The sequence below is a fragment of the Candidatus Vicinibacter affinis genome, from assembly GCA_016714365.1.
Lineage (GTDB): Bacteria > Bacteroidota > Bacteroidia > Chitinophagales > Saprospiraceae > Vicinibacter > Vicinibacter affinis.
In genome coordinates, this window is the sequence record JADJNH010000007.1 from 586,898 (window position 1) to 601,696 (window position 14,799).

The 14,799-nt window shown below is 38.4% G+C and carries 14 protein-coding genes; 4 read left to right on the plus strand and 10 right to left on the minus strand.

What is annotated here, in order from left to right; translation table 11 throughout:
• The first annotated feature begins 882 nt into the window (after nucleotides 1-882).
• Both IPJ53_17125 and IPJ53_17130 read left to right on the plus strand, forming a co-directional pair.
• A complete protein-coding gene (locus IPJ53_17125; GenBank protein MBK7800825.1) occupies nucleotides 883-1,146 on the plus strand; it encodes a type II toxin-antitoxin system Phd/YefM family antitoxin in 264 nt (87 codons plus the stop codon).
• Nucleotides 1,133-1,390, plus strand: coding sequence for a Txe/YoeB family addiction module toxin (locus IPJ53_17130; GenBank protein ID MBK7800826.1), 258 nt, complete (start codon nucleotides 1,133-1,135; stop codon nucleotides 1,388-1,390). Before IPJ53_17125 ends, IPJ53_17130 begins: the two co-directional genes overlap by 14 nt.
• 205 nt (nucleotides 1,391-1,595) lie before the next feature.
• Here the strand turns inward: IPJ53_17130 and IPJ53_17135 are convergent, their stop codons facing one another.
• The 8 genes from IPJ53_17135 to IPJ53_17170 all read right to left on the minus strand — a co-directional run bounded on the left by IPJ53_17135 (nucleotide 1,596) and on the right by IPJ53_17170 (nucleotide 9,403).
• A complete protein-coding gene (locus tag IPJ53_17135) occupies nucleotides 1,596-1,802 on the minus strand; it encodes a type II toxin-antitoxin system HicA family toxin (GenBank protein ID MBK7800827.1) in 207 nt (68 codons plus the stop codon).
• Complete coding sequence (locus IPJ53_17140; GenBank protein ID MBK7800828.1) at nucleotides 1,799-2,002, minus strand: type II toxin-antitoxin system HicB family antitoxin; 204 nt, start codon at nucleotides 2,000-2,002, stop codon at nucleotides 1,799-1,801. The genes IPJ53_17135 and IPJ53_17140 overlap by 4 nt, the downstream gene beginning before the upstream one ends.
• 550 nt (nucleotides 2,003-2,552) lie before the next feature.
• Nucleotides 2,553-3,569 carry a hypothetical protein gene (locus tag IPJ53_17145; protein MBK7800829.1) on the minus strand — a complete coding sequence of 339 codons (1,017 nt, stop codon included), beginning with the start codon at nucleotides 3,567-3,569 and terminating at the stop codon, nucleotides 2,553-2,555.
• 102 nt (nucleotides 3,570-3,671) lie between these two features.
• Complete coding sequence (locus IPJ53_17150) at nucleotides 3,672-4,181, minus strand: hypothetical protein (protein MBK7800830.1); 510 nt, start codon at nucleotides 4,179-4,181, stop codon at nucleotides 3,672-3,674.
• A gap of 74 nt (nucleotides 4,182-4,255) precedes the next feature.
• Nucleotides 4,256-5,455 (minus strand): hypothetical protein, encoded by a 1,200-nt coding sequence (locus IPJ53_17155; GenBank protein ID MBK7800831.1) that lies wholly within the window; start codon nucleotides 5,453-5,455, stop codon nucleotides 4,256-4,258.
• Between the two features lie 49 nt (nucleotides 5,456-5,504).
• Nucleotides 5,505-6,224: a hypothetical protein gene (locus IPJ53_17160; GenBank protein MBK7800832.1), complete on the minus strand. Its 720-nt coding sequence runs from the start codon at nucleotides 6,222-6,224 to the stop codon at nucleotides 5,505-5,507.
• Between the two features lie 265 nt (nucleotides 6,225-6,489).
• Nucleotides 6,490-7,116 (minus strand): response regulator transcription factor, encoded by a 627-nt coding sequence (locus IPJ53_17165; protein ID MBK7800833.1) that lies wholly within the window; start codon nucleotides 7,114-7,116, stop codon nucleotides 6,490-6,492.
• A gap of 55 nt (nucleotides 7,117-7,171) precedes the next feature.
• On the minus strand, nucleotides 7,172-9,403 hold the full coding sequence (locus IPJ53_17170; GenBank protein ID MBK7800834.1) for a tetratricopeptide repeat protein: 2,232 nt from the start codon (nucleotides 9,401-9,403) through the stop codon (nucleotides 7,172-7,174).
• Nucleotides 9,404-10,547: 1,144 nt separating this feature from the next.
• Between IPJ53_17170 and IPJ53_17175 the strand changes: the two genes are divergently transcribed.
• Both IPJ53_17175 and IPJ53_17180 read left to right on the plus strand, forming a co-directional pair.
• Nucleotides 10,548-11,894: a vanadium-dependent haloperoxidase gene (locus tag IPJ53_17175; protein MBK7800835.1), complete on the plus strand. Its 1,347-nt coding sequence runs from the start codon at nucleotides 10,548-10,550 to the stop codon at nucleotides 11,892-11,894.
• The gene (locus IPJ53_17180) at nucleotides 11,882-12,361 is read left to right on the plus strand and encodes a hypothetical protein (GenBank protein MBK7800836.1); all 480 of its coding nucleotides are present in this window, start codon (nucleotides 11,882-11,884) and stop codon (nucleotides 12,359-12,361) included. Before IPJ53_17175 ends, IPJ53_17180 begins: the two co-directional genes overlap by 13 nt.
• A 156-nt stretch (nucleotides 12,362-12,517) precedes the next feature.
• On the opposite strand, the gene IPJ53_17185 is transcribed toward IPJ53_17180, so the two are convergent.
• Both IPJ53_17185 and IPJ53_17190 read right to left on the minus strand, forming a co-directional pair.
• Nucleotides 12,518-13,216, minus strand: coding sequence for a hypothetical protein (locus IPJ53_17185; GenBank protein ID MBK7800837.1), 699 nt, complete (start codon nucleotides 13,214-13,216; stop codon nucleotides 12,518-12,520).
• A 309-nt stretch (nucleotides 13,217-13,525) separates the two neighbouring features.
• Nucleotides 13,526-14,566: a Fic family protein gene (locus tag IPJ53_17190; GenBank protein MBK7800838.1), complete on the minus strand. Its 1,041-nt coding sequence runs from the start codon at nucleotides 14,564-14,566 to the stop codon at nucleotides 13,526-13,528.
• Between the last annotated feature and the right edge of the window lie 233 nt (nucleotides 14,567-14,799).

Here is a 14,799-nt window from a genome sequence, read left to right on the forward strand (position 1 = left end):
AAAAAACAAACACTCTTCCGAATAGGATCCGGTCGAGTCTTTGGCCAAAAGTAAATAAATATCTGGATTTTGAGCCAAATTTGTTAATTATTTTTATATAAAGCTTTCCAAATGGTAGGTTTTTGTGGTTTTTTGGTAATTTTTTGGCTTTGGGAGGACATTATGAAGGGTTTCGTTCTTGGGTTTGGGGGAAATTTTGAGTGTGGAGGGGGAGGGGGCTAAGCGGGACGCGTTCAACTCTCCCCCCAATAAATTGGGGGCACGGCCCCGGCCCTTCTCTTAAAAGAGAAGGGAGGAAGACTACTTGGGATGTGTTTCCATCTACAAGCTTTAAGCCGGGAGGTTCAAAGCAACCATGATGGGGAACTGAGCGGGACGCGTTCAACTCTCCCCCCAATAAATTGGGGGCACGGCCCCGGCCCTTCTCTTAAAAGAGAAGGGAGGAAGACCAATAGGGATGTGTTACCATCTACAAGCTTTAGGCTGGGAGGTTCAAAGCAACAGAAAGGGTTGTTTCATGCGTCCTCGCTTAAAACTGACGCGGGTGGAAAAGGAGGGTGTTGCTTTCCTTTGTAAGCAGTACGTAAGCTTTAAGCCAGGAGGCTCAAAGCAACCTTGATGCTGCGGGAGGCTCAAAGCAACCGAAAGGGTTGTTTCATGCGTCCTCGCTTGAAACTGACGGGTATGTAAAGGAGGTTCTTACTACCCATTATTAGGCAGTACGTAAGCTTTAAGCCAGGAGGCTCAAAGCAACCTTGATGCTGCTATTGATGTTTATGTCGCGGTTGCAAACCACGATCATTAGTGCATTATGTTGACTAAGCCATGTTATTGTAAAAATATTTAACTATCTTTACGTTATTAAGTACGTAATTACGCTATATGGAAGTTTTAAATTATTCAACGCTAAGGTCTAATCTTAAAGCTGTACTGGATTCTGTTGTAGATGACCACGAGACGGTTATTATCACCAGGGGTGATGATAATGCGGTAATCATCTCGCTGGAAGAATACAATAGCTGGCAGGAAACATTGCACCTGCTCAGCACGGAAAATAACAGAAAAAGGCTCTCAGAAGCCATCAACCGGGATAAAAAAGGACAGTTTAAAAAACATAAACTGATCAGTGATCATGAAGGATCTTAGTTGGGACAAAGACGCCTGGGAAGACTATCTTTATTGGCAATTGAATGACAAAAATACCCTCAAACGAATCAACAAATTAATCGTCGGAATTCAAAGAGACCCTTTTGCTGGTATCGGCAAACCTGAATCACTAAAATCAAATTTGGCTGGCTATTATTCACGCAGAATTGATACCGAACATCGACTGGTCTATGCGGTTTATGAAGACAGAATTCATATCATCCAATGCAGATTACATTATTAAGCCTAAAAAGTTAATGAAATAGCTTACGCTCTTCCTGGCGACTAATAGAACAATCACCAAACAAATCTCGATAATTTATAGGATTTTGAACTTTTTCTAATTCAATACTGAATTCGTAATTGAGTTTAAAGTTAAAAACTTTGATCTTAGGGTGTTGAGGAAAATCAATCTAGATTGTATTAATTTCAATTTAATTCTTGAACATTTATAAACTATCCTCTTCAATATGAGCGACTTTCAATAAGCTCTTAAGAAGTCCTATTTTAAGTGGATTGTTTCCATGTACAGGAACAGATATTCTGACATTAAAATTAGGTTTTGAAAAAATAAAATGACTTCCATTAATTCTCTTAAGTATCCAACCATTACTCTCCAGAATTCTACAAAATTCCTTTCCTGAAATTTGCCTCATATAGCAATCTCAAAGATTCTAGCTTTACTGTCGGGCTCCGGCTCTTCAATGTTTACGTTCAGACACCCTTCAACTGCTTCATAGAGATTTAGCAATAATTCATCAAAAGTTTCACCCTGGGTTACACATCCTGGTATGGAGGGCACTTCTGCCCAATATCCACCCTCTTCCGCTTCATGAACCAATACCTTCAATTTCATATAAACTATATTGTTCCGCTAAAGTACAATTTTTAAGGTAAACATTAAGTATTGCATAACTTGAGCCTATGTATTGGGACTTCTCTAAAAATAATCGAAATCGTCCTCATTAACTATTACTTCATTATAATTTCCATTTCGGTGCTGGTATATAGGACAAACTTTTGGTAATTCCGTTTAAAGTTAAAAACTTTTCGATAGTAGGGGGACTGAGCGGGACGCATTCAACTCACCCCTGCCCCTCTCTTGAAAGAGAGGGGGAGGACTCAGCGGGACGCGTTCAACTCATCCCCGGCCCTTCTCTTAAAGAGAAGGGAGGAATCTTAAAAGAGAAGGGAGGAAGACTAATCGGGGTGTGTTACTATCTACAAGCTTTAAGCCGGGAGGCTCAAAGCAACCCGATGCTGCCGGTGGCTCAAAGCAACCGAAAGGGTTGTTTCGTGCGTCCTTGCTTGAAACTGACGGGGGTGGAAAAGGAGGGTGTTGCTTTCCTTTGTAAGCAATACAAGAGCTTTTAATTGCCATTGTCTGATCCATAAAAGGAATTTACTTACTTGTATAAATTGGCATTCGGATTGCCATCGCCGTCAGAATCGAATCCCATCACTTTCAATCTTATTTTTAAATATCCATTGGCTCCGGTGGTACCGTACTGATCCTCCACCAACATCAAACCATATGCTTCCCGATTTTGCATTTTTGTCTTGATGGCAAATACTTTTCCATTTATTTTTGTTCGGCTTTCAAATTTGTCTTTGAAGGCAGGGGTCTGCTTGATCACGGCCAATAATTGATTATTGTTTTGGATTTTTGCAAACTTGTCCGATGTGAGCGCAGTTAATGCTATCTCACTTTCATTGACTTCTTCCCATAATTTGACCGGTATGTTTGCATCTTTATAATTGCTTCCCCTGAAATAGTAATTTGCGAAAAGGTCATTTTTTACATATGCCGGAGTCAACAATGCATACATGGGTGCTGATCCATAATAATCCGTTGCGGTAAAAATAACATCTACGCTGCCAGTATTTCCGGCTGCGTCCACATCGTCCATAACAAGACCACTCATCATGTCCAGGTAACAACCATATTTTTGGTTGTTTTGATTCCCCAGATTAGCTGAGCCATCTGTGTTATATGAAGCGGATTCCGGTTCTTCAAATTGTTCCACGGTGGATCCTGTCTCACTTACTTCGGTCGGACTATCTTCCAATGGCTCTGAAAGATCCAATGGGGGATTTGGCAATTGGGCATCATTTGTATTTACTGTTGCATCATTGTTTTTATTTTTAAAATGAAGTCCGCGGATTGGATCAAATATTTTTATAATAGACTTAACATTTTGAACTGTAGCTTTGATCCCTTCCCCGGCCTGCTGGATGTTTTCATTCATAGCTACACTCCCATTCTGTACTTTCTGACTTTTCTGCTGAATCTTTTCTGTGGCAGATACCGCTTTATCCATTTTTTGTTCGATCTTATTCTGTGCTTGCAGACAATAAATGCTTGCCACCATAAATGTCATCATTATCATTAACCTGAAATGCAGGTTTGCTAAATTTTTCATTGGTATAATTTTAAAGTAGGAAATGAATAATAAATTGAATCTAAATCAGAAGATAGTTTCATCAGATCGATTTACTGACGACATGATAACCTGATCCTTCTATTAATTTGATTTAGGATTTTTGGTCATGGTATTATTGGACAAGACAGCATCATCATTGTTTGTATTGCTATCCATACGGATATCCGGATCGTATTCAATGAAAACCATATAATCCGGAGGAAATTCTTTACTGTTTTTAAATGCCGGTCTTTCGTAAATAATTTGCAATTCTGAATTGCTGTTCAATTGATTAAATCTCAATTGCTTTACCATTTTTCTGTTTGCAGAGGAATAATTTTCCCACATCTGGATGTTTTGTTGATTTGCTCCTGATGTGTAATTCTTACCGCCTTTGTTTTTAATGGTGCCGGTAACCCTTAAAATATCGCCGGTGCTTCTTTTAATGGTTTTAAAAGAAATATCCATTACAGCAGGATCTATGGTATTCAGGTAAATTGCCTTTTGAGTCTCCACTGCTTTGTTTGGCAAGGGTTTAATCCCGGTGGAAATCTGAGCAAAGATGTATCCGTTAGAAAACAATACTAAAGCGAATATTGCTAAATTTTTCATGATTATAATTTTATGGAAATGAGATAATATTTATGAATGAAAATATGCGAATTGAAATTTATTAGATTTTTATATTAACGAATTACAATACTTGCCTCAAAAGGTCGGTTGTTGCCATCAAATCGGACAAGCGGATCCCCTGCTCCATTATACAATTCTCTTTGATAAGTTCCTTCCTGGGCAAAAACTCTGAATGAATTCACATTCCAATTGTCTCCGCCTATGCCTCCACCAAAAGTTGTTTTTAAGACTACACTTTTGATTTGGTCGCATTTCACACTTTTTTGCAATTCAATCGGCACTACCTGGTAATAATGATCGATCCAGCGAGCACCTTTGTTGATGTTTTCAAATTTTTGCGAAGTGCCATTTTTAAAATTAACTATTGCCTGAACGTTGTCATTTCCTCCTCTTAAATCATCACCACCGGTAAAAATTTCCAATAATAATTCATGTACAGTTCCATCCTTGCTCAGCACTTGTGACTGGATGGTGGGAGGCACTGATCTGCTGTATTTTTTATCTACGAAATAGGTCATCCATTCACAGGAAACATCCTCTATATAATGATAACAATTTCTTGCAACATCCGGAATAAGCGTCATTGTTCGGTTCGGAAAATTAGGATCACAAATGAATATTTTAAAGTCTTCTTTAAATTTTCCCAAATCTCCTTTGTAGCGACCTAACTGATATCCAATTGCGATCACCTGATGATGAGAAACTACACCGCCACCACCTGCTTTGAAAAGTCCCAGGACTGCTGGTTTGCCGGCGTCAATACTTTCTTTCAATTCCTGTAACCTTCCGCCATTAAATCCCTGAATGCCCCAATTAAAAAATTCACTGGTTCTCCAACCAAAAGGATTGTTGATTAATTCCGCCCACTTGTCTGCATTGGAAATAATGGATTTCTTTTGTCTGGCTTCAATAAAATTAGACAAAGGAGAGCCATTAAATGGTCTGTATGATTGTTGAGGAATCGTTCGTCCTGCGTAGTAATAATCCACCATGGTGTATGCCATACCTCCACAAGCACCTGCCAGCACAGGACCATTGACCAAAGCAAGTGGTAACTCCCAATGTATGTCATTCACAAATTTAAACCCGTGGACTTCTGGTTTAAACGTAGTCATTTTTCGATTTAACAGAGCATCCTGTCCTGTAAGAGGAGTGTCCTTTATTTTGGTTGTTATCTTACTTTGTGCGGAACTCACTTGAATTAGTGTAATACTAAACAATACCGCCATTGAAAATTGAATGATATTTTTCATGATTTAAAATTTTAATCGTTTATAAATATTGCTTAAAGATTTTTAAAAATTAGTTACAGGCTCTGCCGGTTACATTAATTGGGTACCGCTTATTCTCTCCTGTAAATCGAACCAATGGCGCACCATTACCGCGATAAACTACCAATCCATCAGGATAAGATCGACTTATGTAGCTTACTTGCAGTTCATTCACATCCCAATTGTCATAATGTTCGAAAATATTTCCTCTATGTTCCGGAAGTCCACTGTGGGATAGTGCCATATCCAAAATTTGATCTATTCTAACCCCGGGTATAGAAATCGTGAAATCACGACTTGAGTTGGATGCAAGACTACCTCCAGCACCAACCATTCGATTTGAACGATTGCCGACACCATTTATACGCCAGTGAAAGATTGCATAGCTTCCACTTCTTAAATCATCTCCTCCGGTCTTAATAGAAATGCGCAGACTTGCATCTGAAGCATCTATTCTTTTTACCGTAATGGTACATCCCCTGGCACCTAACAATCCAACAGAACCATCCATGTTTCTCCAATACTGACAAAGACCTGTACACCCATCCTCATTGGCCATAATCACCAAATATCCACTCGGAATAGTTATAGATCTTACGTTGAATGGTAGTCGTGTTCCATCACCGACAGAGATAGCCTGTCGAGTACCTCTGTAATTTTGTTCACTGTGAATAATAACCTGACCACTCACCGAACTAAAAATTATGGCGATGATAAAACACATCCCTGAATTCAAAATCTTGTTTTTCATAATTTTAATTTTTATATTTTTTTAATGATACAAAGCTAGGATGCCTTAAAATCACGACCTAAAATCAGGCTTCACATGATCATGTCAAAATATCCATCTGACCATCACATGATGATGTGATGCACCATTTTAATCTTGCAGATAATATAAAAATTAGTTTATGAGGTAAAAGGAGTAAAGTGTCAGGAAAATCCGGGTCACTAAAATAAATACGAATAACTTAGATAAGCTGAATATAAGGCTCTCACCTTAAAAAATATTCTAACTACTTATTTGTGATTTTGTAAATGGCTTCAGTCGCACTGTTTACCTGTAACTTTTTGTAAATTTTCTTTATATGTGTTCTGATGGTATCAATACTTAGTTCCAATTTGTCTGCAATCATTTTATAACTGCTCCCCACAACCAGTGCGTTTAAAATTTCATTCTCCCGATCTGTAAGTTGCTCCAAATTTTCTTTCTTCACAGGTACGGGCTTTGCAAATGAATTAAGCACCTTTCGTGCAACACTCCCGGTCATAGGAGCTCCACCATTTAAAACATCTTTGATGGAATAAATGATATGTTCAAAATCATTTTTTAATAAATAGCCAGTTGCTCCGGCACAAATGGCATTGTAAATATTTTCAGCATCTTCAAAAATGGTCAACATAATAACCGGTATGGCTGAATTATTAGATCGCAATAAAGTAACCGCTTCTATGCCATTCATCACCGGCATGTCGATATCCATGAGAATAACATCAGGTCTGTACTCATCTATATCCTTTAATACCTCAGAAGGATTTGGTTTTGCAAGCATAACCTCCATTTCTGTATTCCATTGAAACAACGAACACAAGCTGGATCTTAAATGATCACTGTCCTCATAAATAATAATTCTTACAGACATTCATTAAAATTTTTTACAAAGGTAAGTCAATTGACTTCAAACTGAATTGCCATGATCATGTGATAGGGATTTTTAAACACACAAAAGTCCCTTCGCTACCATGTTGAATTTCAAAACTTCCACCGATAGAGATGGCTCGCTCTTGCATACTTTTAATACCGGTACCTGTACTACCCGGTTTGCCCTTCCACTCCCCATTATCTGTTATCTCCAACTCATAGCTGGCTTTAGTCTGCTTCCAAATGATGCGTACTGTATCCGCACCTGAATGCTTCACAATGTTGTTGATCACTTCTTTAAAAATAAGTAAAACCTCTTTACGAGACTGAACGGGAAGAGCCTTGGACAATAATACCTCATCCACATCAAAGAAAACTTTGATATTCTGGGATTCTAAAACTTTCCCTGCAAACTCTCTCATCCTGGCAGAAAGTGCTTCAATTTTTTCATTGTCGGGTCTGATAGCCCAAACAATATCGCTCATATTTTGCTGTACCGTCTTGCTTTGTTGGGTTATTTGATTCAACATCTCCTTTGCTTGCAATGGATCCTTATCAAGTGATTGACTGGATACTAAACTAAGGATATTTATACTGGTAAGGGTACTGCCAATTTCATCGTGCAAATCCTTTGCAATATTGTTTCGAATTTTCAGCAGGCTATTCTGTTGAGCAATTTTTCTTTTTAACTGATATCTGTTGAATAATAAGAAGCCCAGCACCAAGGAAATAAAAATAGAACCTATCAAAACTTGACTTAATATTCGTTGACGCTGAATTTGTCTTTCATTGAGAAGTTTATCCTGCTCCAAAATTTTTACATTCTGATTGGTCAATTTAAGTAATCGTTCATTAGATTGATTAATTAACTCTTGTTTTGCTTTTTCAGATTCAATTTTCTGGTATCTGCCTAACTGCAATTCCTGGTCTTGCTTTAACAAGGTAATTTCCTGCTGACCCTTAATATTTAGCAACGTGCCAATTTGTATAAGTTTATTTTGCTTGTCCAATTCCAGTTCTCTTTGCTTTTGCTCTGCACTTAATTTGGCTAATTGCAGGTCCTTTTTTTCAGTTTCGTATTTTAATTTAAGATCTTCAACACTTGTTTTTGTTTTCTCGCTAAACAAGCTATCCCGATAGGTAAAATTAATTTGTGTGCATAATAACGCATTATAAAAATCTTTATGCCTATTATAAAAGCCAGATTTGCTGGAATAAAATGCCTGAAACAAAGGTTTACTCTGCAAATTATTTGCATGTTGGAAAGCCAGCTGATAATAATTTTCTGCCCCTAAAGAATCCGCCATGCGATCTGATAATTCAGCACATTGAATGTATTGTAAGCTGAGTTTGTATTGATCCCCTGTTTGTTGATAAATTTCAATAGCCTTTTTCTGAAATTGAAATGCTTCTTTAAATTTATTTTGTCTGGATAACAAATTGGCGGTATTGGTATATACTTGCGCTTGAACAGGCTTTACACCGCTTCTTTCTGCATATTGAATAGCTTTTTGTTGATATATCCATGCGGTATCCAATGAAATTACAGAATATACGGTGACCAAATTTCCTAAGTTCGAGGCAATTCCCTTGATGTCGCCAATTCGCTCACGAATTACCAATGATTCCTTGAATAATTCTGCTGCAACCGTTCGTTTGTTTAATCGGTAATAACTTACTGCGATATTGCCCATGGTGTTGGCCACCTCTTGTTCAACTCCCAACAACTCGAATAGGCGGAGGGCCTGAAGATAATTTTCTGCAGCACGGGAGTAGTCTCCTAATTTATCATAATTAATTCCAATTTCATTATAGGCCAAAGCAATATACAGTGAATCCGTTTTGTAAGATAAATGTTGCAAACCTGTTTTTGAAGCTACAATAGCTTCTTCAAAATTATTTAAACTCTTAAGATATTGTGACTTTTGAAGGAAAGCCAATCCCATAATCAAACTGTCGCGTATGGCAGATCCAAGCTGGAAGCCTTCTTTCAAATGCTCATCTATTTTTTCATATTCACTTTTCTTTAATAGCAGATCAGCCATTTTCAAACAAGCATAGGCTTCTCCGCGTTTCATACGCTTTTCCTGACTAAGCTGTCTGGCTCTCTTAATACTTGACATTGCTTCGTCCAATTTTCCTTGAAAATCCAGTTCATCTGCTTCATTGAGCAGTCTGTATATTTCAATAGAATCTTTGGGTGTATAGATTACTTGTGCGTGGACAGCAGAAAGCCATAAAGGTACCATCAGAAGAAAAAGTAAACTATTTCTATTCTTTTCTGCCATCGCATTCTCTCCCGATTTTATTAATAAAGACCCGGAACTTAAACAAATTTATTGAATTATATCCAAAATTTTAAATTGGTTCATTGGTTTATTAAAGCGGACTTATTCAATTGATTGTGGAAGTTTAAAACTATATAACAGCATTATAGCATTTATAGTGAGGGTAAAAGAACTTGAAACTTTACTTTGTAAGCAGTACGTAAGCTTTAAGCCGGGAGGCTCAAAGCAACCGTGATGCTGCAGGAGGCTCGAAGCAAGCGAAAGGGTTGTTTCATGGGTCCTCGCTTGAAACTATAGGGCAAAAGGAAGTTGCGATTTTTACTTTGTGGGATGTAATTAGAGTAGGCTCAGCGGGACACGTTCAACTCATCCCCCAATAAATTGGGGGCACGGCCCCGGCCCTTCTCTTAAAAGAGAAGGGAGGAAGACTACTGAGGATGTGTTACCATCTACAAGCTTTAAGCCGGGAGGCTCAAAGCAACCCGGGGTTGTTTCATGGTCCTCGCTTGAAACTAAAGGGCAAAAGGAAGTTGCGATTTTTACTCTGTGGGATGTAATTAGAGTAGGCTCAGCGGGACACGTTCAACTCATCCCCCAATAAATTGGGGGCACGGCCCCGGCCCTTCTCTTAAAAGAGAAGGGAGGAAGACTAGTCGGGATTTGAGATCATCTTTAAAGCTTTAAGCCCAGAGGCTCAAAGTAACCGAAAGGGTTGTTTCATGCGTCCTCGGTTGAAACGGAGGGAGGGGGAAAAGGAAGTTGCGATTTTTACTCTGTGGGAGGCACTTAGTTTAGGCTCAGCGGGATGTATTCAGCTCATCCCCCCCCAATAAATTGGGGGGGCACAGCCCCGACCCTTCTCTTAAAAGAGAAGGGAGGAAGACTACTTTGGATGTGAGATCATCTTTCAAGCTTTAAGCCGGGAGGCCCAAATCAACCATGATGCTGCGGGAGGCTAAACGCAACTTCTGTTTATATCGGGGTTTCAAACCCGCCAGTCAGTGGTGGCGGTTGTAAACTGCGAAAATCCACGTCAGATATTCACATTGTTGCATTGCAGGATTGCAGCATTTTACCATTTTTAGTTTGGGTATTGACTTTCAATATTTTAAGCCTTATATTTGCAGTACTCAAATTTAAACCTATGAAAAAATTGTTGTTTTTCTCAGGGCTTGTCGTCTTTTTCTCCCTTTTCACGCAATGTAAGAAAGAAGAAACTATTAAGCCTGAAGTTAAGACCGTGGTGGATTATGACGGACTGGTCACTCAGGAATGGTTCAAATTGGAATGCACCATTGTTAAAGAAACTGCCGGCTTTTTTCCCCCTCAGGCCGCAAGAGCTTTCGGCTATACAGGAATTGCGCTATATGAAAGTATTTCTCAGGGATGGAAAGATCCAGTAAGTTTATCCGGACAGCTTAATGGCTTTTCTGCGGGATCCATACCTGCTGTGGAAACCGGACAGGAATACCACTGGGGGATAGTCGCCAATTATGCCCTTGGCGAAATTATCAAGAAAATGTTTGAGCAAAAGATCAGTAAAGATAATTTAAACAGGATCTTTGACCTGGAGACTAAATGGTACGATAAGTTTCTTTTGGAGACCACAGAGGCCGTCGCTAAGCGATCCAAGGAATATGGCAATGCAGTTGCTCTTGCAATTTTCGAATATTCCAAGACCGATGGCGGTCATGAATCCTATGTCGACCCTTTCCAACTTCCTTACACCTGGCCAAAAAATAACGGTGCCTGGGTACCCACCAGCGCAACCTTAAATCCATTGGCACCAAGATGGGCCTCCAACAGACCTTTTTTGAATGCCAATATCACCGAAGGCCAACCAGCAGCACATACAGCTTATTCCACGGTCGTGACTTCCGAATTTTACAAAGAAGCCATGCAAGTTTATAATACAGTTACTAACGCCACATCCGAGCAGAAAGAAATTGCTAAATTTTGGGCAGACGACCCATTTAACACTTGCACACCCACCGGTCATACTTTCAACATTATGACCCAACTGTTAGAGGAAAATGAAGCCAATCTGGGTACCTGCGCCATAGGCTATGCCAAACTTGCCATCGCTGAAAACGATGCCTTCATCGCCTGTTGGAAAACCAAATATGATTATTTTTTAATTCGTCCGGTTAGCTATATCAGACAAAATATTGATGCCAGTTTTGCGACGGTTATTGGAACCCCTCCTTTCCCGGCATACACCTCTGGACACGCTACTGAAGCTGCCGCCGGTGCAAGGATATTTACAGATATGTTTACAGATGGAGATGGTTTTTATCCATTTACTGATCGTACTCAAATCCAATTTGGATTTTCAGTGAGGAATTTTGATAATTTCAATCAGATGGCTGAAGAATGTGCCAACTCAAGACTGTTCGGAGGCATACATTACAATACCGATAATCTGAACGGTCTAAAAATGGGACGCTCCATCGGGGATAATGTGAATAAAAAAATTCAATGGCCGGAATAAGACCGGACAAAGTATTGCCACGCTCTGAAAAAGTTGATTCTTGTGCAAGTCCACAAGGTCTTTTTGCTTGGTTTTATTTACTCATATTTTTATCAGTTTATTTTTTCTCTTACGGGTGTAAGAATACAAACAAAATTTCCACGCTCGAACAGGACAGTCGTTTGCTTGCTACCTTGTATTGTGAAGCTAAGCAGTTGAAGGAGGAAAGATTTCTACTTGCAGATCATATCCGATTCTCAGAAGATTCTTTGATGCAATTTCCCGAAAAAAATAAATATTTTTTGTCCCGTTTGGATTCTTTAAACAAGCTTATCGAACCACTCCACGAGCAAACAAAAAATAAATCAGAGCAAATTAAATTGTTGCAACAAAAATTATACGATTCAATCTATACGTCAAAACAAGATAGAATAATTCTGGATCAAGAGTTTTTGAAAGTCTCCAACCAGTTATGTTCGGACAAATAACTTAGGTTTCCTTTTTTATTTTATAGCAAGAAAATGGGGTGATGTTGTGGCACCACCCCATGACAATCTAAACCCAAATTAACCTTACCTGATCCTAAAATCAGGCAATCTAATTAACTATTCAAAAATCTAAAATCACTTAGCCTAAATCCTTCATCAAACAAATGGTGCAAATACACTCAACTTAAGTGTCGTACCATCCTTTAGTTGGTATTCCAAATAAACAAGTCCAAAACGATGGTTGATTCTGTAAACTACTTTTGAAATTACAGGGTCGTCTGCCGGAGCATTTTGCTCTATTTTGGAAGTCTTAATGTAAAAGAACCCCAATGGCCATTCGTCAATTCCTGTTTTTTCTGTTACTGTCCTGACTAACTCCTCTCCTTTGGAATTGGTAACGGTGTACTTAGTTCCCACACCATCCCCATATTTTCCAATAACCCAAGGCTTCCCTTCAACAAAGAAATCCTGATACCCCTCTGACGTTATTTTAAGTTTGAATTCAAAACTCAATTTACCATCCGGCGCAAGGGTAAATGCAGTATCGAACTTATAGTAATTTGAAAGTTGGGTTAAATAATTAAGAGCCTTGAGTTTCAACTCATTCGAGAATTGATTCAAATCAATAACGGCTTTATAAGTTACCAAACCATCTTCATTCTTAACCACAGTGATACTTCCACCGTTAATGTTTTGGTTTCCGTAGCTTCCAAAAACAGATGAAACCCCATTCACCGGTGTCAATGGAATATTCGTATTTCCCCCCAGCGAATTAGGAGAACTGTCCTCCTTCTCGCAGGAAATCCATAGAAATAATACCAAAAACAAGCCGCATGCATAAAATAATTTTCTCATGATTATAACATTTTAAATTATAAAAGAAATCACCTCATCGACTGCCTCATAATCCTAACATCCACCTAAACAAGTATAATCTGTTTATGGCAAGTTATTGTGATTTTCATTAGTTGCTGAATTGATAGATATCATCAAAATATTTATAGGCAAATTCTTCTTGCCATTAAAATTCTAAATGTTGAAATCGGTGCGGGCATTTTGATAAATGCTCTCTTGATAAAAAGAAATTGTTTACCACATAGTCAATTTCAAAAAGTTTTTACTTCTCTTAAAATGCTGTTTAATGCAATATCCGATAAGGTAAATCTATAACAAACTATAATGAGTAGCCTTGCCTGTTCCCTCCTTAAAAAGATATTTTTGTGTAACTAGTCTGCTCAGCATTTTTTTAACGCTGGGTAAAGGAATACCGATAATGGTTGATATCTCCGAAGAACTTAGACCGGGTTGATTTTCGATGACGGTACAAATTCTCTTTTCTTTTAAAGTTAAATTTTTTTGTACAATTTTTAAGTTGAGATTCATTTCCAATTCAAGCTGTAGATTCATCAAACAACTCAGAAAAAATTTCAACCAGGCAGCAACATTTTCTGAGGGTCTTTCTTTTTGGGTGAGGGTTAATATATTATCAAACTCAGCCTTCCTTTGCTGAATTTCATGTTCCAGACTTACATATTGAATCCAGGAATAACCACTTTTCAACATCAACAAATAAACCAGCAGGTAAGCCATCCTACCATTGCCATCCTGAAACGGTCGAATGCATAAAAATTCATAAAAAAATAGTGCAATTTTAATGATGCTTATGGATGCATGATCTGCTTGATACCATTCCAACAATTGCTGCATTGCCTCGATGGTATGTAACCCCGGTTCAGCAGACCTGAACACCAGTTCTTTACTCCCATCAGGAAGAATATTTTCCAGATTATTGTTTATACGTTTGTAGTCCCCCCGGTGCCAGTCATCCTTTTGACTAAATTTTAAAATCACATTTTGCAATGCCTTCAAAAATGGTTCATTCACCTCTTGATTTGGTTGACTCTGCACAATTTGCCTGTAAGCAGCAATATAACCTCCGAATATTTGCATCTCTCTCGGATCATCCTTCGTAAAAATGGGGGTCTTGAAAAAGTGCTCAATTTTGTCCTCCCCAATTTCAAAACCCTCTAACCGAAGTACAGCACCCAGTGACCGATTAATGGTTTTTAATTTAAGTGCATTAAGGTGGTTCATCGACCGTCGCTCCATATCCGGCCATAAGGCATCAAACCTCTCCACTGCAATTAACCGGTCCAACAACTCTAAGTCAGGATTAATTCGGAATTTGAATGTATTAAGCCCCATTTGATTCGTATTTATACGTAAATATACGTATTTGATACGTAATTTAATCCATTCTGAACTTTTTCTAATGATTGTTTAAGTCCCTCTGCCTCTTCTAAGAATGAAATAATTCTTTGAATGTGTTATTGGCAAATGCACTCAGTGAACTTCTAACCTTCAAATGCTCCTCCATCCCTCTAAATTCATTCGCCAATTGACTCATTTTCTCATTGACTCATTAGCTCATTACCTAA